Here is a 25,123-nt window from a genome sequence, read left to right as displayed (position 1 = left end):
CCAAGCCATGACGATTTCCAATGCCGATATCGCCCGCACCTACGGACCGTTTCCGGGCGTCGAGAAGGTCCATGGCGTGAGCTTCGACGGCGCCAATGTCTGGTTCGCGTCGGGCGACAGGCTGAACCAGCTCGATCCCGCCAAGGGCGAGGTCATCAGAACCATCGACGTGCCCGCCCATGCCGGCACGGCCTTCGACGGCACGCATCTTTTCCAGATCGCCGAGGACCGCATCCAGAAGATCGATCCGCGGACCGGCTCCGTGCTGGGCACGATCCCCGCGCCGGGCAAGGGTGGCGATTCCGGCCTCGCCTGGGCGGAGGGCTCGCTCTGGGTCGGCCATTACCGCGAGCGCAAGATCCACCAGATCGACCCGGCCACGGGCAAGGTGCTGCGCAGCATCGAGACCAACCGCTTCGTCACGGGCGTCACCTGGGTCGAAGGCGAATTGTGGCACGGCACCTGGGAAGATGACATGTGCGAATTGCGGCGGATCGAACCGGCCTCCGGCAAGGTCCTGGACGCGCTTGCCATGCCGTCCGGCGCGGGCCTGTCCGGGATGGAATCGGACGGTGCCGATCTGTTCTATTGCGGCGATGGCGGCAAGAGCACGCTGCGCGCCGTGCGCCGGCCGAAGCGCGCCTGAATGTTGAAGCATGAGCCTGTTCGACAGCCATGAGGCGGGATCAGGCTCATGTCTACGCCGGCCGGTGTAGGGTTTGGCGCCATAGATCGGGGGATCTCTGCAAGGCTCTTCCCCGAGAGCGCCGGCCGAGAAAAGCTTCTTCTCCCATGCCGCAGGCACTCAGCCGGCGGGCAGCCTGTGCCGGACGATTCCGGCATGGAACCGCGCGCCGTGGATCAGGCCGCGATCGTCGAAATCATAGGACGGGTTGTGCAGGGGGGCCGAATTCTCGCCATTGCCGAGATAGGCGAAACAGCCGGGCACATGGTCGAGGAAGCGGGCGAAATCTTCCGAGCCCGTCATCGGCTCCCCGGCGATCGCGACTTTGTCCTCGCCCAGCACGGTCCGGGCGGCCGAGAGCGCCTCCTGAGATAGCGCCTCGTCATTCACCAGCGGCACGAATTCGCGCGTATAGGTCAGTTCGTGGCCGAGATTGTAGCTCTCCGCCGTGCCGCGCGCGATGATACCCATCTGATGCTCGATCGCGGCGCTGACCTCCGGGCGGAAGCTGCGGGCGTCCCCGAGGATGCGCGCGGTTCCCGGCAGCACGTTGCGGGTGCCGTCCGTCAGCAGTTCGGTGACGGAGACGACCGCGATATCCGCCGGGCTCAGCCGGCGCGAGACGATGGTCTGGAGCTGCATCACCAGCGCGCAGGCGGCGACCAGCACCTCGCTGCCGGCGTGGGGTTTTGCCGCATGGCCGCCGACGCCCTTCAGCACGATCTCGAAATTATCCTCGGCCGACATGAAGGCGCCGGCACGCGTCTGGAATTGCCCGATGCCGAGGCCCGGCATGTTATGCAGGCCGTAGATCTCGTCGAAGGGAAAGCGCTCCATCAACCCGTCGTCGAGCATGGCGAGCGCGCCGCGGCCCCATTCCTCGGCCGGCTGGAACAGAAAGCGCACGGTGCCGTCGAACCCGCCTTCCTCCGCCAGCAGCTTCGCCGCGCCGAGCAGCATGCTGGTATGGCCGTCATGGCCGCAGGCATGCATCACGCCGGGCGTCTGCGAGCGATGGGCCTGCTCGCCCTGCTCGGCGATGCGCAGCGCGTCCATGTCGGCGCGCAGCGCAATGGCGCGGTTGCCGCTTCCACGCTTGAGCGTGCCGACGACGCCCGTGCCGCCGATGCCCTCGGCGACCTCGTCCAGGCCGAACTCGCGCAGCTTCTCCGCGACGAAGGCTGCCGTTCGCTTCTCCTCGAAGCCGAATTCCGGATGGGCATGCAGGTGGCGGCGCCACGCGGTCATCTCGGATTGCAGGGTGTCGAGATCGAGCTTGGACATCGGAGCGGCCTTGCATCACGGGGTGCCGAAGAAATAGGTCAGATGTGCCGAAAGAAGCGCTGCAATACTGCCGGCCAAGTGCAAATTTCTTGCACCCGGCGACCGGCTGGCCAGCGCGCGGACGGGTTCGTCACGGCCTGGCCGGAATGCTAGGAACGTTGCCGGATTCGCGTCAGCCGATGCAGGAGGAATGGACATGGCAGTGGATAAGGTCGCCCTGGTCACCGCGGGCGGGAGCGGGATGGGCGCCGCGGCGGCGAAGCGCCTCGCGCAGGACGGGTTCGCCGTCGGCATCCTCTCCTCCTCGGGCAAGGGCGAGACTTTGGCTGCCGAACTCGGTGGCATCGGCGTCACCGGCTCCAACCAGTCGAACGACGACCTGAAGCGCCTCGTCGATCTCGCCATGGAGCGCTGGGGCCGCGTCGACGTCCTCGTCAACAGTGCCGGCCACGGGCCGCGCGCGCCGATCCTCGACATCACCGACGAGGACTGGCACCGCGGCATGGACACCTATCTGCTCAACGCTATCCGCCCGACGCGGCTGGTGACGCCGATCATGCAGAAGCAGAAGGCCGGCGCGATCATCAACATCTCGACCGCCTGGGCCTTCGAGCCAAGTTCGATGTTCCCGACATCGGCGGTGTTCCGGGCCGGCCTCGCCTCCTTCACCAAGATCTTCGCGGACACCTATGCGGCCGACAATATCCGCATGAACAACGTGCTGCCGGGCTGGATCGACAGCCTGCCGGCGACCGAGGAGCGGCGGCAGGGTGTGCCGATGCAGCGCTACGGCACCAGCGACGAGATCGCCGGCACCATCGCCTTCCTCGCCTCGAAGGACGCGGCCTATATCACCGGCCAGAACCTGCGCGTCGACGGCGGCATCACTCGCGCGATCTGAGGTTCTTCCGGGCGCCGATCCGGCGCTCGGCTTTCCGGCTTCGATCGCCGCGCGGCGCCGTTTGACGCCGCCATGTTTTCGCCTTACGCGTCACTGCGACGGTTCCCTCACGGGATCAAAAGGGAACGCGGTGCGGGTGGTTCGCCACTCCATGCCGCGGCTGCCCCCGCAACTGTAAGCGGCGAGCCTTTCGCCAGACGCCACTGGGGCCTCGGACCTGGGAAGGCGGCGCAAGGCACCGACCCGCGAGCCAGGAGACCTGCCGTCAGCCGTGGTCACACGCGAACACGTTCGGACGGGGTGTTTCGATCGCTGATTTGACTGTTCGCCGCCTTTCGCGCGGCTGATGGGAGATCGCGTTCGCGGTGACGTGCCACTGACGTCAACGCCCGAGGTCTCCATCGTGAACGTCTTCCTCCCGGCCGCCGGATGCGGCCGCCTGCTGCTGTCCGCCTCCTGTTTCGCCATCCTGGCTGCCGTTGCCCCGGCTGTCGCCCAGAATGCACCCGCTACCGTGGCGCTCGACGAAATCATCGTCAGCGCCACGGGCACGCCGACCCCGGCGCGCGAGATCGCGAGCGCCGTCACCGTGATCACCACCAGGGATATCGAGCAGCAGCAGCGCCGCACCTTGCCGCAGGCGCTCGCCACCGTGCCCGGTCTCAACATCGTCCAGACCGGCGGTCCAGGCGGCCTGACCTCGGTCTTCATGCGCGGCACCAACTCCAACCACGTCAAGGTGCTGATCGACGGCATCGAGGCCAACGACCCCTCGGCACCGAACCGCTCCTTCGATTTCGGCTCGATGCTGACCGAGGATATCGAGCGCATCGAGGTGTTGCGCGGCCCGCAGAGCGGCCTCTACGGCGCCAACGCGCTGGGCGGCATCATTTCGGTGACCACGAAGCGCGGCGAAGGGCCGCCGAAGATGACCGCGCGCGTCGAGGCCGGCTCGCACGGCACCTTCAGCCAGTCCGCCGGCTTCAGCGGCGGCGACGATCGCTTCAACTACGCCTTCAACGCCGCGCATTTCCGCGCCGACGGAACCGAGGTGACGCCGCCGAACCTCGTGCCGCCCGGCCGCCGGATCAATCCGAACATCTTCGACAATTACAGCTATTCCGGCCGCCTCGGCTTCGCGCTCACCGACACGCTGACGCTGAACTGGGTCGGCCGCTATCAGGACGGCCAGCTCCGCTATACCGGCGATACCGGCTTCCCGAGCCGGCCCTCGCCCTATCGCTCCCTGCAGAACTACGCGCAGGCCTTCACCCGCGGCGAGGTGGTCTGGGATCCGCTCGCCGGCCGCTTCGTCAACACCTTCGGCCTGTCGTATTCGCGGCAGGACAGGGGAACGCGCACGGCGTCTGCGGCAACCGGCCTGCTCGGCCTGTCCAACCAGAGCCTCGGCGAGCGCATCAAGTTCGACTGGCGCGGCAATCTGGAGATCGCGAAGGGCCACAACCTGATGATGGGCCTGCAATACGAGCGCGAGCGGCTGGACACGACGAACCTCATCGCCTCGAACGGCAACAAGGCGGCCTGGCTCGAATATCAGGGCAATCTCCAGGATCGCTATTTCCTGGCGGCCAATATCCGCCACGATCATGACGACAGCTATGGCGGGCACACGACCTACCGCGTCGCGCCGGCCGTGATCATCCCCGGCACGGACACAAAGTTGAAGGCGAGCTACGGCACCGGCTTCAAGGCGCCGACGCTGAGCGAGCTGTTCATCGACTACCGCCCCGGTTTCAACTTCTTCGGCAATCCCAACCTCAAGCCGGAGGAGAGCCGCGGCTGGGATATCGGCTTCGAGCAGCCGCTCTTCGACAAGCGCCTGCAACTCGGCGCGACCTGGTTCCAGAACGACATCGAGAACCTGATCGTCACCAATACCCGGCGCGATTCCTACGCCAATATCGGCAAGGCGAAGACGAAGGGCGTCGAGGCCTTCGCCGCGCTCGAGATCTTGCCGCAGTTCCGCATCCGCGCCGACTACACCTTCACCCTCGCGAAGGATGAGATCGCCCGGCAGGAATTGCTGCGCCGGCCGCGCCACGAGGCGAGCGCGACCGCAACCTGGGCGCCCACCGACAGGCTCAGCCTCTCGGCGACGCTGGTCTATGTCGGGTCCTGGGTCGACGGCAATCGCGACTTCTCGGTCCCGCGCATGCGGGCGAAGGGCGCGACGCTGGTCAATCTCGCCGCCGAGTACAAGGCGACCGACAGGGTGACGGTGTTCGGACGGGTCGATAACCTCTTCGACAAGCGCTGGGAGAATCCGGTCGGCTTCCTCGTGCCGGGCCTCGGCATCTTCGGCGGCATCAAGGTGGCCATCGGCGGATGAGCTTTGCCCGGCTCCAGCGGCGCCTGCGTGGCGCTTACCTGATCACCGTCGCGCTTTCGGGCGCTGCGGTATCGGTCACGTCCGCCACGGAGCGGCCGGCGCGCATCGTCTCGCTCAACATGTGCACGGACGAGCTCGTGCTGCGCCTGGCCGATCCCGCACGCATCGCCTCGGTGACATGGCTGTCGCAGGATCCGCGCAACGCCAACATCGCCGAGGCCGCACGCCTGATTCCGGCCAATCACGGCCTGGCCGAGGAGGTACTGGGCTTCAAACCCGATCTCGTCGTCGCCGGCGCCTATACGACGCGCGCCACCGTTTCCCTGCTCCGGCGCGTCGGCATCACGGTCAAGGAATTCGGCGTTCCTCGCAACCTCGCGGAGATGAAGGCGCAGATCGCGAAGATGGCGGAGGTTCTCGGCGAGCCCGAGCGCGGGCAAGCGTTGCTCGCCGGGATCGAGCGGCGACTGCAGGCGCTCGCCGCGCGTCGCGTCGAGCGGCCACTCCGGGCGATCGTCTTGCGTCCGAGCGGCTTCACGGTCGGGCGGGGCTCGCTCGTCGACGAGATTCTGGCCCGCGCTGGCCTCGTCAACATCGCCGCCGAGCTCGGTGTCGAGAGCTATGGCCAGATCGCGCTTGAAACTGTGGCGCTCGGCCGTGCCGATATCCTGATCCTGAACGAGACGCCGGACGGGCCGCCGTCGCTGGCGCATGAGGTCCTGCACCATCCGGTGATCGAGCGGCTAGGGGACCGCCTGAAGCTCGTCGCCTTGCCGTCGCGGTTCTGGACCTGCGCCGGCCCGAGCGTGCTCGACGCGATCGAATTGCTGGTGCGTGCCGTGGAGGAGAAGTCATGAGGTCGGAGGCTTCATCCGACGTCAGGCCGGTGGTGCTGCTGGGATTGCTTGCCCTCGCCACTCTGGCGATGACCGCGATCTCCATGGCTGTCGGCTATGCGCCGCTGGCGCTGGGCCAGGCGGTGTCGGACCTCCTCGCGGGGCAAAAGAGCCTGCCGGCACTGGTGCTCTACGAACTGCGCCTGCCGCGCGCCCTGCTCGGCGCGCTCGTCGGCTTCAGCCTCGGCATGGCCGGCGCGGCGATGCAGGGGCTGCTGCGCAACCCGCTGGCCGAGCCGGGCGTTATCGGCATCTCCAGCGCGGCCGCCTTCGGTGCCGTCCTCGCCTTCTATAGCGGGCTCTCGGCCAGCCTCGCGCTCGCCCTGCCGCTCGGCGGCATCGCGGGTGCGCTGCTGGCGACCTCGATCCTCTTCATCCTGCTTGGACGCGGCGCGAGCACGACCACGCTGATCCTTGCCGGCGTGGCGCTCAACAGCTTCGCGGGCGCGGCGACCGCGCTCGCCTTGAACCTAGCGCCCAACCCCTACGCGGCGCTGGAGATCGTGTTCTGGCTGATGGGCTCGCTGGCCGACCGGAGCATGAGCCACGTCGCGCTGGCCCTGCCGCTGATGCTGCTCGGCTGGATCCTGCTCGCCTCGACGGCGCCTGCCCTCGATGCGCTCAGCCTCGGCGAGGACACGGCGGCGAGCCTCGGCTTCGACCTCGGCGGGCTGCGCGCGCGCGTGATCGGCGGGGCGGCTCTCGCCGTCGGCAGCGCGGTCGCGGTCACAGGCGCGATCGGCTTCGTCGGACTGGTCGTGCCGCATCTGCTGCGCCCGCTGGTCGGTCATCGGCCGGGGCGGTTGCTGGTCGCCTCCGGCTTCGGCGGCGCCATGCTCGTGCTCGCGGCCGATATCGGCGTCCGGCTCATGCCGCTCCGGCCGGAACTGAAGCTCGGCGTCGTCACCGCGCTGATCGGCGCGCCCTTCCTGTTCGCGCTGGTCCAGCGCCTGCGTCGGGAGGCCTTGTGATGGCGATCACGGCTTCCGGAATCGCGGTCTCGCTCGGCGGCAAGCCGATCCTGCACGATGTCGATGCCCAGGTCCGGCCGGGTGAGCTGCTCGGCCTGATCGGCCCCAATGGCGCCGGCAAGACGACCCTGTTGCGCGTGCTGGCGGCTCTGCTTGAGCCGGAGCGTGGCAGCGTCGATTATGACGGCGCCTCGGCGCGCGCGCTGGGGCGGGCTGCATTGGCGCGCCGCGTCGCTTTTCTCGCGCAGGGCGGAGAGGCGCCTGCGGCGCTCGCGGTCGAGGCGCTGGTCGGGCTCGGCCGGCTGCCGCATCGCCGCCCCTTCGCGGAGGCCGGCGACACCGACCGCGACGCGGTCGCGCGGGCTCTGACGCTCTGCGACGTGGCGGGCTTCGCCGGGCGTGCGGTCGGGACGCTTTCGGGCGGCGAGCGTCGTCGTGTCCTGCTGGCGCGGGCGCTGGCGGTGGAAGCGCCTTACCTCCTCGCCGATGAACCCTTGGCCGGTCTCGACCCGCAGCATCAGCTCGACACCTTGCAACTCCTGCGTCGGATCAGCGCTGGCGGCACCGGCGTGGTCGTCGTGCTGCACGATCTCACGCTCGCCGCCCGCTTCTGCGACCGGCTGCTGCTGCTCGATCACGGCCGGCGGATCGCCGACGGCGCGCCGGCCGAAGTCCTCGACGATGACAGGCTCGCGCAGGTCTTCGGCATCCAGGCCCTGCACGGCTTCCACGCCGATGAGCCCTTTCTCCTGCCCTGGCAGGTGCTCAACAATGAAAATGCGCCTTGAGCGGCGCCAATATCGACAGCGCCAGCATCAGGCGCTACCTCCTCTGGTCGGCTAACGGGGGCGAGAACGGGGCATGCGTAGGGTAGCGGCAGGTCTGGCGGGCGCGCTGATCCTCTTCCTCGCCCGCTTCGTCACGGCCGTCCGCGGCCGCTGGGCGGGCGTCGAGCCCACGGACGAGCAGCGCATCTACTTCGCCAACCATGCCAGCCATGGCGATTTCGTCCTGATCTGGACCGTGCTGCCGCGGCGCATGCGCTTTTCGACCCGCCCCGTCGCCGGCAGCGATTACTGGCTGAAGAGCGGGCCGCGCCGCTTCATCGGCCGCGACGTCTTCGACGCCGTCCTGATCGACCGCGATCGCGACAGCCGCACCAGCGACCCGGTCACCCAGATGACCGAGGCGCTCGATGCCGGCTCCTCGCTGATCGTGTTCCCCGAGGGCACGCGCAACATGACCGAGACACGGCTGCTGCCGTTCAAGAGCGGCCTGTTCCATCTGGCGCAGGCGCGGCCGGACGTGGCCCTCGTGCCGACCTGGATCGACAATCTCAACCGCGTCATGCCCAAGGGCGAATTCGTGCCGATCCCACTGATCTGCACCGTCACCTTCGGCGCACCGCTGCGTCTTGCCGATGGCGAGGCGAAGCCGGATTTCCTGGCGAGGGCCGAGGCCGCCTTGCTCGCCCTGTCCCCGAAGGCGAACGCGTCATGACGATGCCGCATCCCGATCTGGTGGCCGTGCTCGCCGGCATCCTCGGCGTCCTCGTCCTCGCCTCGGCCATCGGCTTCGTGCTGCAGCGCAAGCTCTCGCCCGACGGCTCGAACGCCGTGGTCGAGAACCTGAACGACCGCATCCGGGCCTGGTGGGTCATGGTCGTGCTGATGGGGCTTGCCCTCATCGGCGGCAAGACCGGCGTCACCCTGCTCTTCGGCTTCTGTTCCTTCGCGGCGCTGCGCGAGTTCATCACGCTGACCGATACGCGCCGGGCCGATCACTGGGCGCTGGCCGCTGCCTTCTTCGTCGTGCTGCCGGTGCAGTATTACCTGATCTGGATCGAGTGGTATGGGCTCTATTCGATCTTCATCCCGGTCTACGCCTTCCTGCTGATGCCGATCATCGCGGCGACGCGCGGCGATACCGACCATTTCCTGATCCGCATCGCGGAAGTGCAATGGGCGCTGATGATCTGCGTCTTCGCGACCTCGCATGTGCCGGCGCTGCTCAGCCTCGATATCGCCGGCTATGAGGGTCGCAACGTCCTGCTGATCGCCTTCCTTGTCATCGTCGTGCAGATCAGCGACGTCCTGCAATATGTCTGGGGCAAGCTTCTCGGCCGCACCAAGATCGCGCCGAAGCTATCGCCCTCGAAGACGGTCGAAGGCTTCGTCGGCGGTGCATTGAGCGCCACCGCCGTCGGCGCAGGTCTGTCCTGGATGACGCCGTTCACACCCCTGCAAGCCGCTTTTCTCGCGCTGGTCATCGTCCTGATGGGCTTCTTCGGCGGGCTCGTCATGTCGGCGATCAAGCGCGATCGCGGTGTCAAGGACTGGGGCAACCTGATCGCCGGCCATGGCGGCTTCATCGACCGGCTCGACTCGGTCGTATTCTCGGCGCCGATCTTCTTCCATCTCGTCCGCTACGGCTGGTCGGCCGTATGAGCAGACCGCTCGCGCGCCTGATGCGGAGCAGCATCGTCCATGTCGGCTTCGCCTTCCTCGCGATGGGAAGCTGGGCGGTCTTCGCCAACCGCGCCCATCCGATGCCGGCGCCGCTCCAGGCCGGACTGCTGCAGGGCGCGATCTCGGCCACGATCACGCTGGTCCTCAAGCGCTGCATTGAGTATCTCGCCAGCCGCTTCTCGGGCCTCACAGCCTTGCTCGCGCCGCCCGCGATCGCCGGCCTTGTCTCGGCGACGCTGCTGACGCTTCTCCACACGATCGGCGGCACGCCCGAGATCGCCAAGACCATCGCCGTGCCGCTCACCGTCGCGACGAGCTACGCCGCGCTCTACAACTATTCGCTCTGGCGCATCCGGAAGGCCTGACCCATGGCGCATGACGAGAACCGCCGCCCGCTCGCCAGCCGCGATTCCGGCTGGGCCCGCACGATCGCCCGCAAGCTGTGCGCGGCTTCCGTGACGCCGAACCAGATCTCCAAGGCGAGCATGGCGATGGCGGCCGTCGCCGGCATCGCCTTCTGGCAGGCGGGCGCGACCACGGGCGGTTCTCGCGTTGCCTTGCTGTTCGTTGCCGCGCTGTTCTGCCAGTTCCGATTGCTCTGCAATCTGTTCGACGGGATGGTCGCGATCGAGGGCGGCAAGCAGGCGCCAGACGGGCCGTTCTGGAACGAATTCCCCGACCGCGTCGCCGATATCCTGATCCTCGTCGGTGCCGGCTATGGCGTGGGGCAGCCGGCGCTGGGCTGGGCAGCGGCGGCTTTCGCGGTGCTGACCGCCTATACCCGCGAGCTCGGTCGCAATTGCGGTCTGCCCGCCGATTTCTCCGGGCCGATGGCCAAGCAGCACCGCATGGCGGTGATCACGGCGGCTGCCGTGCTATCATTGGCGGAGCCGCTCTGGAGTGGCCACAACCAGGTTCTCGTCGGCGCGCTCTGGCTCATCGCTGTCGGCGCCGCAATCACCGCGATCCGGCGCGCCGCGAACATCGTCCGCAAGCTGCGCGCCGGTTCATAATACCCACCGATCTCAGATCGACTCGATCAGCAGCTTGCGCGCCGCGTCGACCGTGAGTTCCACCGGGTTGCCGCCGGTCGAGGGGTCTTCCACGGCGGCCTCCGCCAGTTCGTCGATCCGGTCGGTTCCGACGCCGAGCGCGCCGAGCTTGTCGGGAATGCCGAGATCGGAGCGCAGCTTCAGCACGAAATCGTAGAAGCCGTCGAAGCCCCCGGCGATGCCGAGATAGGCGGCGGCAGCCGCGATCTTCTCCTCGATCGCCGGGCGGTTGAAGCGCAGCACCGGCGGCATCACGACCGCATTCGTGGTGCCATGATGGGTGTGGTAGACCGCGCCGACCGGATGGGAGAGCGAATGGATCGCGCCCAGCCCCTTCTGGAAGGCGACGGCGCCCATCGCGGCGGCCGCCATCATCTGCGTGCGGGCCTCGATATCCCCGCCATCGGCATAGGCGCGCGGCAGGTAGGTCTTCACCAGTCGCATGCCTTCCAGCGCGATGCCCTGGCTCATCGGGTGGAAGAAGGGCGAGGAGTAGGCTTCCAGGCAATGCGCGAAGGCGTCCATTCCGGTGCCCGCCGTGATCGCCCTGGGCATGCCGACGGTCAGCTCGGGGTCGCAGATCGTCACGCCCGGCAGGAATTTCGGGTGGAAGATGATCTTCTTGGTCTGGGTCTGCGAATTGGTGATGACCGAGGCGCGCCCGACCTCGGAGCCGGTTCCCGCCGTGGTCGGCACCGCGACGATCGGCGCTATGCCCTCGATCGAGGCGCGCGTCCACCAGTCGCCGATATCCGCGAAATCCCAGACGGGCCGGGTCTGGCCGGCCATGAAGGCCACGCATTTGCCGAGGTCGAGACCGGAGCCGCCGCCGAAGGCGACGACGCCGTCATGCCCGCCCGCCTTGAAGGCTCGGACGCCGGCATCGAGATTGCGTTCGTTCGGGTTCGGGTCGACATCGGCGAAGATCGCCCGGCCGAGCCCGCCGGCCTCGAGGATGTCGAGCGCGTTGGCGGTGATCGCCATGCTCGCCAGCCCGCGATCGGTGACCAGCAGCGGCCGCTTCATGCCGAGCGCCTTGCAGTGGTCGGCCAGTTCCCTGATCCGCCCCGCACCCAGCTTGACGGCGGTCGGATAGCTCCAGTTCGCGGTGATCGGCATCAGCCAGCTCTCTTCAGATGGTAGGATTTCGGACGGGTGAGGTTGTGGAAGCCGATGACCGAGAGCGAGCCGCCGCGCCCGGTCTCCTTGACGCCGGTCCAGCACAGGGCCGGGTCGAGATAATCGGCGCGGTTCATGAAGACGGTGCCGGTTTCCAGCTCCTGGCCGAGCCGGGCTGCGCGCTCGGCATCGCCGGTCCAGAGCGAGACGGTAAGGCCGTATTTCGAGTCGTTCATCAGTGCGACAGCTTCGGCATCGTCGCGCACCTTCATGATGCCGACCGCCGGTCCGAAGGTCTCCTCGCGCATGATCGTCATGGAATGGTCGACATCGACCAGGACCTGCGGCGCGAGATAGGCGCCGCCATCGTCCTGCGGGAACAGCTTGGGATCGACCAGCGCTCGTGCGCCCTTCGCGGTCGCCTCCGCGATCTGCTCGCGCACCACCTGCGCGAAGCGCTTGTGGGCCATCGGGCCGAGCGAGGTCTCTCGATCGAGCGGGTTGCCGAGGCGGTAATTCGAGACCCAGGCGACCGATTTCTCGACGAAGGCGTCGTAGAGGCTCGCATGCACATAGATGCGCTCGATGCCGCAGCAGCACTGCCCGGAATTGAAGGTCGCGCCGTCCATCAGCGTGTCGACCGCCTTGTCGAGATCGGCGTCCTCCATGACATAGCCGGGGTCCTTGCCGCCGAGCTCCAGCCCGATCCCGGTGAAGGTCCCCGCCGCCGCGCGCTCGATCGCCTGCCCGCCCGCGACGGAGCCGGTGAAGTTGATGAAGTCGAACTGCTTCTCGGCGATCAGGCGCGACGAGGTCTCGTGGTCGAGGAAGACGTTCGCAAAGACCTCTTCCGGCACGCCGGCCTCATGGAAAGCCCGCGCCAAGCGCTCGCCGGTGAGCAATGTCTGGCTGGCATGCTTGAGGACGACAGCGTTGCCGGCGATCAGCGCCGGCGCCACCGAGTTGATCGCGGTCATGTAAGGGTAGTTCCAAGGCGCGATCACGAAGACGACGCCATGCGGCTCGCGCGCGATGGAACGTTTGAACGCGGCGCTATCCTCGATGACGAGAGGCGCCAGCGCCTCGCCGGCGATCGAAGCCATGTAGTTCGAGCGCTCGTTGAAGCCCTTGAACTCGCCACCATACTTCACCGGCCGGCCCATCTGCCAGGCGAGCTCGGTTACCACCTCGTCGCCCATCTCGTTGAGCCGCGCGACGCCCTTGAGCACCAATGCGATGCGCTCGTCGAGCGGGCGCTTCGCCCAGGCCTTCTGCGCCCTGCGGGCATGGGTGACCACGGCCTTGGCCTCGTCGAGGCTCAAGGCCGGCCGCTCGGCATAGACCGAGCCGTCCACCGGCGACACGCATCGGATCATCGTCATCGTTACTATCCGTCTGGCTGAAGGCTTTGCTGCAGGAGGGAGGATTGGTCAGGCGCGCTCGAAACCGCGCTTCACTTCCCAATCGGTGATCCGGCGGTCGTATTCCTCCTGCTCCCATTCGGCGGCGCGGACATAGTGGTCGATCACGCCGTCGCCGAAGGCCTCGCGCAGCATCGCCGAGCCCTTCAGCGCGACGGTCGCATCACGCAGGGTCTTGGGGATTTCGCGGACATCCCGGTCGCCATAGGCATCGCCGACGAAGGCCTCTTCCAGCTCCATCTTCTTCTCGATGCCGTCGATCCCGGCGGCGAGCAGCGCCGCCATGGCGAGATAGGGGTTGAGGTCGGAGCCACCGACCCGGCACTCGATGCGGATGCCCTTGGTGCCGGCGCCGCAGAGCCGGTAGCCGGCCGTGCGGTTGTCGGCGCTCCAGACCGCCTTGGTCGGCGCGAAGGTGCCGGCGACGAAGCGCTTATAGGAGTTGATATAGGGCGCGAGGAAGCCGGTGATGTCCGAGGCGTGCGCCAGCAGTCCCGCGACGTAATTCCGCATCAGCGGCGACATGCCGTGCGGCGCCTGCGCGTCGAGGAAATGCGGCGTCTTGCCGTCGGCGCTCCAGAGTGACTGGTGGATATGCGAGGAGGAGCCGGCATGCGCGTTGCTCCACTTGGCGAGGAAGGTGATCGACTTGCCCTGCGCCCAGGCGATCTCCTTGCAGGCGTTCTTGATGATCGCGTGCCGGTCCGCCATCGTCAGCGCGTCGGCATAGCGGACATTGATCTCCTCCTGCCCGGCCGAAGCCTCGCCCTTGGAGTTCTCGACCGGAATGCCGGCGCTCTGCAAACCGTTGCGGATCGCTCGCATCACCGCCTCTTCCTTGGTCGTCTGGAAGATGTGGTAGTCCTCGTTGTAGCTGCTCGCGGTCTTGAGGTCGCGATAGCCGCTGGCGCAGGCATTCTCGTAGCTCTGGTCGAACAGGAAGAATTCGAGCTCGGTCGCCATATAGGCCTTGAGGCCCATCGCCTCGAGCCGCTTGACCTGCTTCTTCAGCACCGCGCGGGGCGAATGCGCGATCTCGTGGCCGTGATGGTCGAGCACGTCGCAGAGTACGAGCGCGGTGCCTTCGAGCCAGGGCACGCGGCACAAGGTCGAGAGGTCCGGCTTCATCGTATAGTCGCCATAGCCTGCGGCCCAGCTCGTCGCCGTATAGCCGGCTACGGTTTCCATCTCCATGTCCGTGGCGAGCAGGTAGTTGCAGCTATGCGTCTCGTGATGCCCGCTTTCGAGGAAGAAGGCGGCGTGAAAGCGCTTGCCCATCAGGCGCCCCTGCATGTCGACGAGACAGGCGAGCACCGTATCGATGCGGCCGTCGGTGACATCCTGCTTCAGAGCGTCGAGCGTGTAGGCTTGCGTCATGCCGGTCATCCATCTCCGATGCGCGATCTTCACACGGTAATGCCCCCGGCGGAATAGCCGGCTCGCATCCCCCGGCCTGAATATTCGGCAGGGTTCCGCTTCACCCGGTTGCCATCAGGGCGGCGGCGCGCTCTCCAACCATCATGGCCGGTGCGTTGATGTTGCCCGAGGGAATGGTCGGGAAGATCGAGGCATCGACGATGCGCAAGTTGTCGATGCCGTGCACCCGCAATTGGGCATCGACCACGGCATCATCAGCATTGGGCCCCATCCGGCAGGTCCCGCAGGGGTGGAAGACCGAATAGGCGTTGGCGCGGATCGCGGCGACATGGGCCTCCTCGTCGGCGGTTTCCGGCCCCGGCCGGATCGCGGCATCGATCACGGCCGAGAGAGTTGGCGTCGCGGCGAGCCGGTGCAGGAAGCGCGCGCCCTCCAGCAGGATGCGCAGATCCTCCGGCTCGGATAGATAGTTCGGCGCAATCTCCGGTGCGACATTGGGATCGGGCGAGCGGATCGCGACATGGCCGCGGCTGAGCGGGCGGCAGGGCGAAACGCTGAGGCTGAAGCCCGGAAACGGGTCGGGCTTCATCAGGGCGCGCACGCCCGGTACGGCGCGCTCATAGCTCAGCGGCGAGAAATAAAGCTGCATGTCCGGACGCGTCAGCTCCGGCCTTGTGCGGTAGAAGCCGCCGCCCTGATTGACGCTGAGCGAGAGCGGCCCGCGCTGCCGCAACAGGTAATTCGCGGCCATGCCGATGCGGGCCGGCCATGACAGCAGCGCATCGTTCAGGCTCGGCAGCTTCGAGCGATAGACATGGTCGTAGCAGAGATGGTCCTGCAGGTTGCGGCCGACCGCCGGCTGGTCGAGCAGCGGCGTGATGCCGTGCTGCTTCAGCAGTTCCGCCGGGCCGATGCCGGAAAGCTGCAGCAGTTGCGGCGAGTTGAACGCGCCGCCGGAGAGGACGACCTCCCTGCGGGCACCGAAACGCAGGGTCTCGCCGCCGCGCCTGGCCTCGACGCCGATGGCGCGTCGCCCGTCGAACAGGACGCGCGTGACCTGCATGTCGGTTTCGAGCTTCACGTGTCCGCGCCGCCTTGCCGGATGCAGAAAGGCGCGCGCCGCCGACTCGCGCCGGCCGCCGCGCGTGGTGATCTGATAGAAGCCGGCGCCCTCGCTGGTCGCGCCGTTGAGGTCCGGATTGAAGCGCAGGCCCGCTTCGCCGGCCGCCTTGACGAAAAGCGGGGTCAGGGGGTGGACTTCTCCCGCAACGTTCTCGACATGGAGCGGCCCACCGGCGCCGTGCCAGATCGAGGCGCCCAGCGCGTGGTCCTCCATCCGCCTATAGGCGGCGAGCACCTCGGCCCAGCCCCAGCCGGGATTGCCGAGCCGCTTCCACTCGTCGAAATCCTCCGCCTGGCCGCGGGCATAGACCATGGCGTTGATCGCGCTCGATCCGCCGACAACCTTGCCGCGCGGCTGGTAGATCTCACGCCCGTTCAGCTCCGCCTGCGGCGTGGTCCGGTACATCCAGTTCATGCGGCGGTGGTAGAAGGTCTTGCCGTAGCCGATCGGCAGATGGACCCAGGGGCTGAGATCGCGCGGCCCGGCCTCGATCACCAGGATCGAGCCTTGGCCAGCCTCAGCAAGCCGCCCGGCCAGCACGCAGCCAGCCGAACCCGCACCGACGATGATCACGTCCCATTCCGTCAAGATGCTCTCGTCCAGCCTGCCCGGCACGATTCCTAGGAAGGATTGGGCTTCCCGCTAAGGGCCATTCCCACCGAAGCGCCAGTCCATTCGCCGGCCGCCATGAGGTCGTCGATGGCGTGGCGCAGGTCGAGCACGCCCACCTTGATCTCTGCCGGCGTGAAGCCGCTGAAGCCCAGCACGAGCCCGTCCCGCGCGGCGGGTTCGAGGCAGAAGCGGCTGATCGGCGCGACCGTCACGCAGCGTTTCGCCGCGGCCTGCGTCAGCGCGACGGCATCCAGCCCGTCGCGGAGATAGGCGATGGTGTGCATGCCGGTCTGGGTCGGCACGACCTCCAGATCGGGCGTCAGATGCTCCCGCGCTGCGTCCTCCAGTGCCTGATAGCGTTCCTGATAGAGCTTGCGCATGCGGCGGACATGCGTCGCGAAATGCCCCTCGACGATGAAATCGGCAACGATGCCCTGCAGGGCCGTCGGAACGCCCGGCGAGAAGGCTTCGAGGCAGATGCCGATCTGCTCGACGAGATGCGGCGGCGCGACCATGAAGCCGAGGCGCAGCGACGGGAACAGCGTCTTCGAGAAGGTTCCGACATAGATCACCCGGCCGCTGCGATCGATGCTGGTCAGCGTCGCCATCGGCGCACCCTGGAAGCAGAACTCGCCGTCCCAGTCGTCCTCGATGATCCAGGCGCCGCTGGTCTCGGCCGCCTCCAGCAGGGCGAGGCGCCGTTCCAGGCTCATCTTGGCGCCGAGCGGCTGCTGATGAGCCGGTGTCACGAAGGCGAGCCGGAACTCGGGCGCGCGGCGCAGGCCCTCCTCGACGACGAGCCCGGCCTCGTCGACCGGAACCGGCACGATGTCGACGCCGGACTGGATCATGCTGTTGCGCGCGCCGATCGCACCGGGGTCCTCGAACCAGACCTTGTCGCCGGGGTCGAGCAGCGTCGCGGCGATGAGCTGGAAGGCCTGCTGCGCGCCCGCCACGACGAAGACCTGTTGCCATTCGCAGGCGATGCCGCGGTTGAGCCTGAGATGAGCGGCGATGGCCTGCCGCAGGCCCCGTTCGCCATGCGGATCTGGATAGCCGAGCACCTGATGGCGTGGCTTGCGCCAGTTCTTGCCCGAAAGCCGCGCCCATTGCGCCATGGGGAAGGCGTCGAAGGCCGGCATCGCGGTGGTGAAGGCGCGGGGTTGATGGGGCAGGCGCGTGCCGAACAGTTTTGACGCCGTGTTCATCGCCAGCGCCAGCTTGACCCGCGCGGTCGGTGCGGCGATGGCCGCGGCGGCCGGCGTCGGCCGTTCGTTCGCCAGCGCCTGGCTGACATAGGTGCCTGATCCGACGCGGGTCTCGATCAGCCCTTCCGCCGCAAGCCGCTCGAAGCTCTCGACGATGGTGGTGCGCGCGACCCTGAATTCCTGCGCCAGCGTCCGCGTCGCCGGCAATCGCTCGCCGACCTTGAGCGTGCCGCCGAGGATCAATTCGCGCAGGCCGGCGCAGATTTGGACGCTGAGCCCATGCTCGCCCGCGCGGTCCAGCACAATCGACTGGAGCAGGGCGCCTTCCTCGCGTTTGACCATGCTGTCCCGGGACAAGAGTGGACTGTCGATTTGGTGAGAATGGACCTTGGGATCAGGCCAATTCAAGCCCCTTCTTGCGCCGAAGCTGCCTGCGGTCCCGCCGGGCGGCGCTCCCGGAACGGATAGCGGCTGCGATGAAGATCACCCGGCTCGAAAGCTTCTCGACGCAGGATGTCGGCTTCGTCCGCGCCACATGCGAGGATGGCAGCCAGGGCTGGGGTCAGTTCTCGCCCTATAATGCCGACATCACCGCGACCGTCTTCCACCGGCAGGTCGCGCGCTGGGCGGTTGGTGCGGACGCCGTCGACATCGACGAATTGATCGCGACCGTCGGCGAGCGCGAGCACAAGTTCCCCGGGTCCTATCTCTGCCGTGCCATGACCGGGCTTGACACCGCCCTGTGGGATCTGCGCGGCCGGATCGAGCGCAAGAGCGTCTGCGAATTGCTCGGCGGCACGCCACGACCCTTCCCCGTCTACGCCTCAAGCATGAAGCGCGGCGAGATCACGCCGGAGGCCGAGGCCGAGCGCTTCCTACGCCTGCGCGACGCTCATGGCTACCGCGCCTTCAAATTCCGGGTCGGGCGCGAATGCGGCCGCGATATCGACGAGTGGCCGGGCCGGACGGAGGCGATCGTGCCGCAGGTCAGGCGCGCGCTCGGCACCGATGCGACGCTGCTCGTCGACGGCAACAGCGCCTATTCGCCGGCCAGGGCCATCGCGGTCGGCAGGATGTTGCAGGATCACGGCATCGTTCATTTCGAGGAGCCCTGTCCCTATTGGGAGCATGCCTGGACCCGCGAGGTTCGGGAAGCGCTCGACCTCGACGTCACCGGCGGCGAGCAGGACTGCGATCTTGCGGTCTGGCGCGCGATGATCGACGGCCGGGTGGTCGACGTCGTACAGCCGGACGTCTGCTATATCGGCGGCGTCGGGCGGATGCTGAAAGTCGCGCGCTGGGCGCAGGAAGCGGGCCTGCCGGTGACGCCGCATTCGGCCAACCAGACGCTGGTGACCGTTTTCACGCTGCACATCATGGGCGCGCTCGCCAATGCCGGCCCCTATGTCGAATTCTCGATCGAGGGACCGGATTACTACCCCTGGGAGCAGGGCCTGCTGCGCAACCCGCCGCAGGCGCGCGACGGCATGGTGGCGATACCCGACGGGCCAGGCTGGGGCGTCGAGATCGAGCCGTCCTGGCTCGACAAGGCCGCCTATCAGGTCACGGAGATCGGCGCGTGATCCTGAACCGTGCCGAACTTGTCGCCGAAGCCTTGCGGACGGGAACGCTCGCCGGCCTGCCAGGCGGGCATTTCATCGACGGGCGCTTCGTCGAATCCGTCTCGGGGCGGCGGATGGAGAGCTTCGATCCCGGCCGGGGCAAGGCCTTTGCTACCATCGCGGCCGGTGATGGTGAGGATATCGAACGAGCGGTCGCAGCCGCCCGCGCCGCCCTGTCCGGCCCATGGACGCGCCTGAGCCCGGCCGCGCGCGGCGAGATTCTGATGCGGGCGAGCCGCCTGATCGCCGAGCGCGGGGCCCGCTTCGCCGTGGTCGAGACCCTCGATTCCGGCAAGCGGCTCATGGAAGCCGAGGGCGATGTCGGCGGCGTGGTGAAGGCCTTCGCCTATTATGCCGGCGCGGCCGACAAGCTGCATGGCGACAGCATGCCGCTCGGCCCCGACCATATCGGACTGACGATCGAGGAGCCGGTCGGCGTCGCCGCCCAGATCGTGCCCTGGAACTACCCGCTCTCGACGGCGGCGCGCGGCATCGCTCCGGCGCTCGCGGCCGGCTGCACGCTCGTCGTCAAGCCGGCCGAGCAGACGCCCTTCACGACGCTGATGCTGGCGGAACTGCTGCACGAAGCCGGCTTGCCCGCAGGCGTGCTCAACGTCGTTGCCGGTACCGGCGCCGAGGCCGGCGCGGCGCTCGTCGCCCATCCGGGCATCGACCACATCACCTTCACCGGCTCGGTCGCCACCGGGCAACGCGTGATGCGGGCCGCGGCCGAGCATGTCACCCGGCTCGTGCTTGAACTCGGCGGCAAGTCTCCCCTCGCCGTGCTTGCCGATTGCGACCGCGACGCGGCCGTGGCCGGAATCATGGAAGCGATCTTCGAGAATGCCGGGCAGATCTGCTCGGCGGGCTCGCGCCTGATCGTCGAGGAGGCGATCGCCGCTCCCTTGCTCGAACGCCTTGTCGCCGCCGCGCAGGCCTTGCGGCCGGGCCATGGCCTGAGCGATGCCGGGATCGGGCCGATCAATTCGCCGGCGCAGCTCGCGCGCGTCGCCGACCATGTCGACCGCGCCCGCGCCGCCGGCAATCGCATTCTCGCGGGTGGCGCGATCGTACCGCCCGAGGCGTGCGGCGGAGGCTGGTTCTATCGGCCGACCATCGTGCTGGCCGATGGCCCGGACGATCCGCTGGTTCAGGAGGAAATCTTCGGGCCGGTGCTGACGGTGCAGGTCGTCGCCGATTTCGAGGCGGCCATCGCGGCTGCGAACGCGACGTCCTATGCGCTGGTCGCCGGCATCTATACGCGCGATCACGCCAAGGCCTGGCGTTTCGCCCGGGCGGTCGATGCGGGGCAGGTCTATATCAACGAGTTCTTCGCCGGCGGCATCGCGATGCCCTTCGGCGGCAACCGCAAATCCGGCTTTGGCCGCGCCAAGGGCATGGCGGGCTTGCGCTCCTACTGCAAGCTCAAGAGTGTGGTGGCGCGGATCTGATCCGGGGGAAGATTGAGACGATGTCGAGCGATCTGTTCGCCAGTGATTTCAAGGCCGCGCCCTATTGGTGGGACGCGGTGCCCCGGCCTGACCTGCCGCGCAGCGAGCCGCCACGGCAGGCCGAGGTGGTCGTCGTCGGCTCCGGCTATACCGGCCTGCAGGCCGCGCTCCAGACGGCGCGCGGCGGGCGCCATACGGTCGTCCTCGATGCCGAGGCGGCGGGTTTCGGCTGCAGCACACGCAATGGCGGCCAGATATCGACCAGCGTGAAGCCAGGCTTCGACGAACTCGCCCGCCGCCATGGCCGGGAGCGCGCCTTCGCGATCATGCAGGAGGGCCGGAACTCCCTTCGCTATATCGGCGATTTCGTCCACGACGAGCAGATCGATTGCGATTTCGGCGTCGTCGGCCGCTTCCATGCGGCGCATGCGCCCGGCAGATACGAGGAACTGGCCCGCAGCGTCGGCACCCAGCCGAAGGGGCTGGAGGTCGCCTGCCATGTCGTGCCGCGCGCCGAGCAGCGCACGGAGATCGGCTCGGATCTCTACCATGGCGGCGTCGTCTACGAGAGCCATGCCTCGATCAATCCGGCCCGCTACCATCAGGGCCTGTTGCAGCGCGTCGTCGCGGCCGGCGCGGAACTCGTGCCGCATTGCCCGGCGACCGGCATCGAGCGCATCGGGCAGGATTTCCTTGTCCAGACGCCGCGCGGCACGATCCGCACCCGCGACGTCGTCATCGCCACCAACGGCTATACCGGCCCTCTGACCGGCTGGCTGCGCCGCCGCGTCATCCCGATCGGCAGCTATGTCATCGCGACCGAGGCGCTGGAGCCGGCGCTGGTCGACAGGCTGATCCCGAAGAACCGCATCGTCAGCGACACCCGCAAGGTGGTCTATTACTACCGCGCCTCGCCGGACCGTCGCCGCATCCTGTTCGGTGGCCGCGTCTCGCTGAGCGAGACCGATCCGCGCCGTAGCGGGCCGCTGCTCCATGCCGCGATGAGCCGGATTTTCCCGGAACTGGCCAACCGCAAGATCAGCCATTCCTGGTGCGGCCTCGTCGCCTACAGCTTCGACGAGTTGATGCATATCGGCCGTCACGACGGCATGTATTACGCCATGGGCTATTGCGGCTCCGGCGTCGGCATGGCGAGCTATCTTGGCATGCGGCTGGGTCAGCAGGTGCTTGGCCTTGCGGAAGGCAAGACCGCTTTCGACGGCCTGCCCTTCCAGACGCGACCCTTCTACTCCGGCAATCCCTGGTTCCTTGCGCCGTCCGTCCTCTACTACAGCTGGCGCGACCGGTTGGCGCGCTAACTCATCGGATTGGTCGCCCCGAATTCTCAGAGTGGACCTTATGGCCAGACCAATTTCGCCGGACCCTGCATAAGGCGAGATGTGCGGACGCCGCTGACCGGTCAACCGCGCGCCCGTCCATGGGGAACGCATCGTTCAAACGGGAGAACAGACACATGCCGCGCCAGCCGATCATGCCGACGAGAACGGCCCTTGCCCTCGTCATGGGCCTGGGCCTGTTGAGCGCTGCGCCCGCCTGGGCGCAGGAACTGACCGTCGTCTCCTTCGGCGGCTCCTATCAGGACGGCCAGAGCAAGGCGCTCTTCCAGCCCGCCGCCAAGGCGCTGGGTATCAAGATCAAGGAGGAGACCTATACCAGCATCGCGGACCTGCGCCTCAAGGTGAAGGCTGGCGCCGTGACCTGGGACGTGGTCGCCAGCGGCTCCGGCAGCGCCGCCCGCGCCGGCGCCGAGGGCATCCTCGAGAAGCTCGACTACAAGGTCATCGACACCTCGAATTTCCTGCCCGGCGCGGCGCAGGACTATTGCGTCGGCGGCGACGTGTTCTCGACCGTGCTGGCATGGAACACCAAGACCTACGGCCAGAACGGGCCGCAGAGCTGGGCCGATTTCTGGGACGTCAAGAAGTTCCCCGGCAAGCGCTCCTATCGCAAGGGGGTAGCCGGCGCGCTCGAGCCGGCGCTGATGGCGGATGGTGTCCCGGCAAACAAGGTCTATGAGGTCCTCTCCCAGCCCGGCGGCATCGAGCGAGCGATCAAGAAGATCCGCGAATTGAAGCCGCATATCGCGGTCTGGTGGAGCTCGGGCGCGCAGCATGCCCAGCTCATGAAGGACGGCGAGGTCGACATGATCACCGGCTGGAACGGCCGCTTCGACGTCGCCGCCAAGGATGGCGCCAAGGTCGCCTATACCTTCAATCAGGGCCTGCTCGACTATGATTGCTTCGCGATCGCCAAGGGCGCGCCGAACAAGGATCTGGCGATGAAGTTCCTCGCCGAGATCAGCAAGCCGCAATACCAGGCCGAGTTCACGAAATGCATCACCTACGGCCCGACCAACAAGAAGGCCTATGAGGGCGGCGCGATCGACGCGGCTTATGCCAAGACCCTGCCGTCCCATCCCGACAACGCCGCAAGGCAATTGCCGGTCGACCTCGCCTGGTACATCAAGTTCGAAGCCCAGGCCTCCTCCGCCTACCAGAACATGCTGACCGAATGAGGCAGGCCGGCGATCACGAGCGGCCGCACGCTGCGGCCGCTGCCGGGCCGGGTTCCGCTACGGCCCTAGGCATCGCGGTCCGGCGGCTGAGCAAGGCCTATGGCGCTGTGCCGGTGCTGGACGAGATCGATCTCGACGTCCGGCCGGGCGAATTCCTGACCCTGCTCGGTCCCTCCGGCTCGGGCAAGACGACGCTCTTGATGGCGATCGCCGGCTTCCTGCGGCCCGACAAGGGCTCGATCCGCTTCGGCGAGCGCGAGGTCGTCCGCCTCGCGCCGCACAAGCGCGAGATCGGCATGGTCTTCCAGAATTACGCGCTGTTCCCGCATATGGATGTCGCTCGCAATGTCGGCTTTCCCCTGCGGCTGCGGCGCGTGCCGGCGGCCGAGGTGGCTCGCCGCGTCGAGGCGGCCCTGGAGATGTTCCAGCTCGGCGGCTTCGGCGGGCGCCGCATCGATCAGCTCTCCGGCGGCCAGCGCCAGCGCGTCGCGCTCGCACGCGCCATCGTCTTCGAGCCGCGCATCATCCTGATGGACGAGCCGCTTTCGGCGCTCGACAAGCAGTTGCGCGAACGCATGCAGATCGAGTTGCGCCAGCTCCATGAGCGTCTCGGCACGACCACCGTCTATGTCACGCATGACCAGCGCGAGGCGCTGACCATGTCGGACCGCGTCGCCATCCTCGATCGCGGCCGCATCGCCCGGATCGACACGCCGCGCGCGATCTATGACGATCCCGGCAGCCGCTTCGTCGCCGAGTTCATCGGCGAATCCTCCTTCCTCGACGTCGCTGTGGCCGATGGTGTCGCCCGCGCGGCGGGTTCTATCATCCGTGCCGGCAACCTGCCGACCCGGCAGGGGCATTGCACGATGGTGCTGCGGCCGGAGCGCCTGCATCTGCTCGGGCCGGGCGAGGGCGAGGACATGAACTGCTTCGACGGCCGCGTCACCGGCGCGGTCTATCAGGGCGACACGCTGCTCCTTCAGGCTGTCTTGAACGGCGGCAGCCCGGTGGCATTGCGCCTGACGACGCGCGGTGGCGAGGGTCCGCCGCCTGCACCGGGTACGCCCGTCCGCATCGGAATCGCGGTCTCCGATACCGTGCTGCTGCCCGACGAGGCGCGAGGCGCGCCGTGACGGCCGCGAGCGCCTTCGATGCCGCCGGCACGGCTGGCGACGACCATGCCTCGGGCCTGCGGCGCGACCAGTGGCGCGAGCGCATGGGGCTGGCTGGCCTCGCGGTGCCGGCGCTCCTGCTCGTCACCGTCACCATGCTCGTACCGCTGGGCTGGCTCTTCGGCCTGTCCTTCCTCGACGACAGCGGCGCGCTGAGTCTCGAGCATTACCGGCGCATGCTGGCCGAGCCCTCCTATGGCCGGACCTTCCGCACCACCTTCGAGATCAGCTTCGTCACCACGCTGATCTGCATCCTGCTCGGCTATCCCCTGGCCTATTTCCTGTCGCAACTGCCGCGTCGGGCCGCCAATCTCTGCATGATCGCAGTACTGCTGCCGTTCTGGACCTCGCTGCTGGTGCGCACCTATGCCTGGCTCGTGCTGCTCCAGCGCAGCGGGCTCATCAACACCTGGGGCATGAAGCTCGGCCTGTGGAGCGAGCCCTTGCAGCTCGTCCACAACATGGGTGGCACGCTGATCGGCATGGTCCATATCATGCTGCCCTTCATGGTGCTGCCGCTCTACGGCGCGATGCGCGCGATCGACCGCAACCTGCTGCGCGCTGCCGCCAGCCTCGGCTCGACGCCGGTCCACGGCTTCTGGACCGTTTTCTTCCCGCTCTCGCTGCCCGGGCTCGCGGCCGGGGCCGCGCTCGTCTTCGTGCTCTGCCTCGGCTTCTACGTGACGCCGGCCATGCTCGGCGGCGGCAAGGTGACGATGGTCTCGAACCGTATCGCCAACGATATCGAACTGTTCTTCAACTGGGGGGCGGCGAGCGCGCTCGGCGTTGTGCTGCTGGCGATCACGCTGGTCGTGCTCGTGCTGGCGGCGCGCTTGTCGCGCGGCGCCGGCCTGTTCGGGGCAGGGCACTGA

At 67.7% G+C, this 25,123-nt stretch carries 22 protein-coding genes and 1 riboswitch; of the genes, 16 read left to right on the top strand and 6 right to left on the bottom strand.

Going from position 1 to position 25,123, the window contains the following annotated elements:
• Positions 1-7 precede the first annotated feature (7 nt).
• On the top strand, positions 8-646 hold the full coding sequence (locus tag OCUBac02_RS21860) for a Vgb family protein (RefSeq protein WP_047582086.1): 639 nt from the start codon (positions 8-10) through the stop codon (positions 644-646).
• A gap of 159 nt (positions 647-805) precedes the next feature.
• Here OCUBac02_RS21860 and OCUBac02_RS21855 read toward each other — a convergent pair whose 3' ends face one another.
• Positions 806-1,969: a M20 aminoacylase family protein gene (locus OCUBac02_RS21855; RefSeq protein WP_173048650.1), complete on the bottom strand. Its 1,164-nt coding sequence runs from the start codon at positions 1,967-1,969 to the stop codon at positions 806-808.
• A 196-nt stretch (positions 1,970-2,165) separates the two neighbouring features.
• Here OCUBac02_RS21855 and OCUBac02_RS21850 point away from each other — a divergent pair, with 196 nt between their 5' ends.
• The 9 genes from OCUBac02_RS21850 to OCUBac02_RS21810 all read left to right on the top strand — a co-directional run bounded on the left by OCUBac02_RS21850 (position 2,166) and on the right by OCUBac02_RS21810 (position 10,568).
• Complete coding sequence (locus tag OCUBac02_RS21850) at positions 2,166-2,870, top strand: SDR family oxidoreductase (RefSeq protein WP_173048648.1); 705 nt, start codon at positions 2,166-2,168, stop codon at positions 2,868-2,870.
• Positions 2,871-2,953: 83 nt separating this feature from the next.
• Positions 2,954-3,151: riboswitch (cobalamin riboswitch) on the top strand.
• Between the two features lie 122 nt (positions 3,152-3,273).
• The gene (locus OCUBac02_RS21845) at positions 3,274-5,220 is read left to right on the top strand and encodes a TonB-dependent receptor plug domain-containing protein (protein ID WP_244639015.1); all 1,947 of its coding nucleotides are present in this window, start codon (positions 3,274-3,276) and stop codon (positions 5,218-5,220) included.
• Positions 5,217-6,077 (top strand): ABC transporter substrate-binding protein, encoded by an 861-nt coding sequence (locus OCUBac02_RS21840; RefSeq protein ID WP_173048644.1) that lies wholly within the window; start codon positions 5,217-5,219, stop codon positions 6,075-6,077. The genes OCUBac02_RS21845 and OCUBac02_RS21840 overlap by 4 nt, the downstream gene beginning before the upstream one ends.
• A complete protein-coding gene (locus tag OCUBac02_RS21835; protein ID WP_173048642.1) occupies positions 6,074-7,087 on the top strand; it encodes a FecCD family ABC transporter permease in 1,014 nt (337 codons plus the stop codon). Before OCUBac02_RS21840 ends, OCUBac02_RS21835 begins: the two co-directional genes overlap by 4 nt.
• Positions 7,087-7,875 (top strand): ABC transporter ATP-binding protein, encoded by a 789-nt coding sequence (locus OCUBac02_RS21830; RefSeq protein ID WP_173048641.1) that lies wholly within the window; start codon positions 7,087-7,089, stop codon positions 7,873-7,875. Before OCUBac02_RS21835 ends, OCUBac02_RS21830 begins: the two co-directional genes overlap by 1 nt.
• Before the next feature lie 73 nt (positions 7,876-7,948).
• Positions 7,949-8,587 (top strand): lysophospholipid acyltransferase family protein, encoded by a 639-nt coding sequence (locus OCUBac02_RS21825; protein WP_173048640.1) that lies wholly within the window; start codon positions 7,949-7,951, stop codon positions 8,585-8,587.
• The gene (locus OCUBac02_RS21820; RefSeq protein ID WP_047575283.1) at positions 8,584-9,534 is read left to right on the top strand and encodes a phosphatidate cytidylyltransferase; all 951 of its coding nucleotides are present in this window, start codon (positions 8,584-8,586) and stop codon (positions 9,532-9,534) included. The genes OCUBac02_RS21825 and OCUBac02_RS21820 overlap by 4 nt, the downstream gene beginning before the upstream one ends.
• On the top strand, positions 9,531-9,920 hold the full coding sequence (locus tag OCUBac02_RS21815) for a hypothetical protein (RefSeq protein ID WP_173048639.1): 390 nt from the start codon (positions 9,531-9,533) through the stop codon (positions 9,918-9,920). Before OCUBac02_RS21820 ends, OCUBac02_RS21815 begins: the two co-directional genes overlap by 4 nt.
• A 3-nt stretch (positions 9,921-9,923) precedes the next feature.
• Positions 9,924-10,568, top strand: coding sequence for a CDP-alcohol phosphatidyltransferase family protein (locus OCUBac02_RS21810; RefSeq protein ID WP_173048638.1), 645 nt, complete (start codon positions 9,924-9,926; stop codon positions 10,566-10,568).
• A gap of 12 nt (positions 10,569-10,580) precedes the next feature.
• Here the strand turns inward: OCUBac02_RS21810 and OCUBac02_RS21805 are convergent, their stop codons facing one another.
• The 5 genes from OCUBac02_RS21805 to pdxR all read right to left on the bottom strand — a co-directional run bounded on the left by OCUBac02_RS21805 (position 10,581) and on the right by pdxR (position 17,809).
• Positions 10,581-11,726, bottom strand: a complete 1,146-nt coding sequence (locus tag OCUBac02_RS21805; protein ID WP_047575291.1) for an iron-containing alcohol dehydrogenase — start codon at positions 11,724-11,726, stop codon at positions 10,581-10,583.
• Positions 11,726-13,108, bottom strand: a complete 1,383-nt coding sequence (locus tag OCUBac02_RS21800; protein WP_173048637.1) for an aldehyde dehydrogenase family protein — start codon at positions 13,106-13,108, stop codon at positions 11,726-11,728. Before OCUBac02_RS21800 ends, OCUBac02_RS21805 begins: the two co-directional genes overlap by 1 nt.
• Before the next feature lie 48 nt (positions 13,109-13,156).
• Positions 13,157-14,524, bottom strand: coding sequence for a glutamine synthetase family protein (locus OCUBac02_RS21795; RefSeq protein ID WP_173048636.1), 1,368 nt, complete (start codon positions 14,522-14,524; stop codon positions 13,157-13,159).
• A gap of 100 nt (positions 14,525-14,624) precedes the next feature.
• Positions 14,625-16,235, bottom strand: a complete 1,611-nt coding sequence (locus tag OCUBac02_RS21790; protein ID WP_173048634.1) for a GMC family oxidoreductase — start codon at positions 16,233-16,235, stop codon at positions 14,625-14,627.
• 32 nt (positions 16,236-16,267) lie between these two features.
• On the bottom strand, positions 16,268-17,809 hold the full coding sequence (gene pdxR / locus OCUBac02_RS21785) for a MocR-like pyridoxine biosynthesis transcription factor PdxR (RefSeq protein WP_173048632.1): 1,542 nt from the start codon (positions 17,807-17,809) through the stop codon (positions 16,268-16,270).
• Positions 17,810-17,943: 134 nt separating this feature from the next.
• Here pdxR and OCUBac02_RS21780 point away from each other — a divergent pair, with 134 nt between their 5' ends.
• The 6 genes from OCUBac02_RS21780 (at position 17,944) to OCUBac02_RS21755 (ending at position 25,123) form a co-directional block, all read left to right on the top strand.
• A complete protein-coding gene (locus OCUBac02_RS21780) occupies positions 17,944-19,050 on the top strand; it encodes a mandelate racemase/muconate lactonizing enzyme family protein (RefSeq protein ID WP_173048630.1) in 1,107 nt (368 codons plus the stop codon).
• Positions 19,047-20,540 (top strand): aldehyde dehydrogenase family protein, encoded by a 1,494-nt coding sequence (locus OCUBac02_RS21775; protein ID WP_197933289.1) that lies wholly within the window; start codon positions 19,047-19,049, stop codon positions 20,538-20,540. Before OCUBac02_RS21780 ends, OCUBac02_RS21775 begins: the two co-directional genes overlap by 4 nt.
• Before the next feature lie 20 nt (positions 20,541-20,560).
• Positions 20,561-21,859: an NAD(P)/FAD-dependent oxidoreductase gene (locus OCUBac02_RS21770; protein ID WP_173048628.1), complete on the top strand. Its 1,299-nt coding sequence runs from the start codon at positions 20,561-20,563 to the stop codon at positions 21,857-21,859.
• Positions 21,860-22,014: 155 nt separating this feature from the next.
• Positions 22,015-23,076, top strand: a complete 1,062-nt coding sequence (locus tag OCUBac02_RS21765) for an ABC transporter substrate-binding protein (RefSeq protein WP_197933288.1) — start codon at positions 22,015-22,017, stop codon at positions 23,074-23,076.
• Positions 23,073-24,212, top strand: coding sequence for an ABC transporter ATP-binding protein (locus OCUBac02_RS21760; protein WP_173048626.1), 1,140 nt, complete (start codon positions 23,073-23,075; stop codon positions 24,210-24,212). The genes OCUBac02_RS21765 and OCUBac02_RS21760 overlap by 4 nt, the downstream gene beginning before the upstream one ends.
• On the top strand, positions 24,209-25,123 hold the full coding sequence (locus tag OCUBac02_RS21755; protein ID WP_244639014.1) for an ABC transporter permease: 915 nt from the start codon (positions 24,209-24,211) through the stop codon (positions 25,121-25,123). Before OCUBac02_RS21760 ends, OCUBac02_RS21755 begins: the two co-directional genes overlap by 4 nt.

The sequence above is a fragment of the Bosea sp. ANAM02 genome (assembly GCF_011764485.1).
Taxonomy (GTDB): domain Bacteria; phylum Pseudomonadota; class Alphaproteobacteria; order Rhizobiales; family Beijerinckiaceae; genus Allobosea.
Note: the sequence above shows the minus strand (reverse complement) of the source record. Positions and strands in the feature narration are given on the sequence as shown.

Bases quoted from the DNA above. Each gene is read 5' to 3' on its own strand.
- OCUBac02_RS21860 (WP_047582086.1), top strand. From the start codon at position 8: ATGACGATTTCCAATGCCGATATCGCCCGCACCTACGGACCGTTTCCG.
- OCUBac02_RS21855 (WP_173048650.1), bottom strand. From the start codon at position 1,969: ATGTCCAAGCTCGATCTCGACACCCTGCAATCCGAGATGACCGCGTGG.
- OCUBac02_RS21850 (WP_173048648.1), top strand. From the start codon at position 2,166: ATGGCAGTGGATAAGGTCGCCCTGGTCACCGCGGGCGGGAGCGGGATG.
- OCUBac02_RS21840 (WP_173048644.1), top strand. From the start codon at position 5,217: ATGAGCTTTGCCCGGCTCCAGCGGCGCCTGCGTGGCGCTTACCTGATC.
- OCUBac02_RS21835 (WP_173048642.1), top strand. From the start codon at position 6,074: ATGAGGTCGGAGGCTTCATCCGACGTCAGGCCGGTGGTGCTGCTGGGA.
- OCUBac02_RS21830 (WP_173048641.1), top strand. From the start codon at position 7,087: ATGGCGATCACGGCTTCCGGAATCGCGGTCTCGCTCGGCGGCAAGCCG.
- OCUBac02_RS21825 (WP_173048640.1), top strand. From the start codon at position 7,949: ATGCGTAGGGTAGCGGCAGGTCTGGCGGGCGCGCTGATCCTCTTCCTC.
- OCUBac02_RS21820 (WP_047575283.1), top strand. From the start codon at position 8,584: ATGACGATGCCGCATCCCGATCTGGTGGCCGTGCTCGCCGGCATCCTC.
- OCUBac02_RS21815 (WP_173048639.1), top strand. From the start codon at position 9,531: ATGAGCAGACCGCTCGCGCGCCTGATGCGGAGCAGCATCGTCCATGTC.
- OCUBac02_RS21810 (WP_173048638.1), top strand. From the start codon at position 9,924: ATGGCGCATGACGAGAACCGCCGCCCGCTCGCCAGCCGCGATTCCGGC.
- OCUBac02_RS21805 (WP_047575291.1), bottom strand. From the start codon at position 11,726: ATGCCGATCACCGCGAACTGGAGCTATCCGACCGCCGTCAAGCTGGGT.
- OCUBac02_RS21800 (WP_173048637.1), bottom strand. From the start codon at position 13,108: ATGACGATGATCCGATGCGTGTCGCCGGTGGACGGCTCGGTCTATGCC.
- OCUBac02_RS21795 (WP_173048636.1), bottom strand. From the start codon at position 14,524: ATGACGCAAGCCTACACGCTCGACGCTCTGAAGCAGGATGTCACCGAC.
- pdxR (WP_173048632.1), bottom strand. From the start codon at position 17,809: ATGGTCAAACGCGAGGAAGGCGCCCTGCTCCAGTCGATTGTGCTGGAC.
- OCUBac02_RS21780 (WP_173048630.1), top strand. From the start codon at position 17,944: ATGAAGATCACCCGGCTCGAAAGCTTCTCGACGCAGGATGTCGGCTTC.
- OCUBac02_RS21770 (WP_173048628.1), top strand. From the start codon at position 20,561: ATGTCGAGCGATCTGTTCGCCAGTGATTTCAAGGCCGCGCCCTATTGG.
- OCUBac02_RS21765 (WP_197933288.1), top strand. From the start codon at position 22,015: ATGCCGCGCCAGCCGATCATGCCGACGAGAACGGCCCTTGCCCTCGTC.
- OCUBac02_RS21760 (WP_173048626.1), top strand. From the start codon at position 23,073: ATGAGGCAGGCCGGCGATCACGAGCGGCCGCACGCTGCGGCCGCTGCC.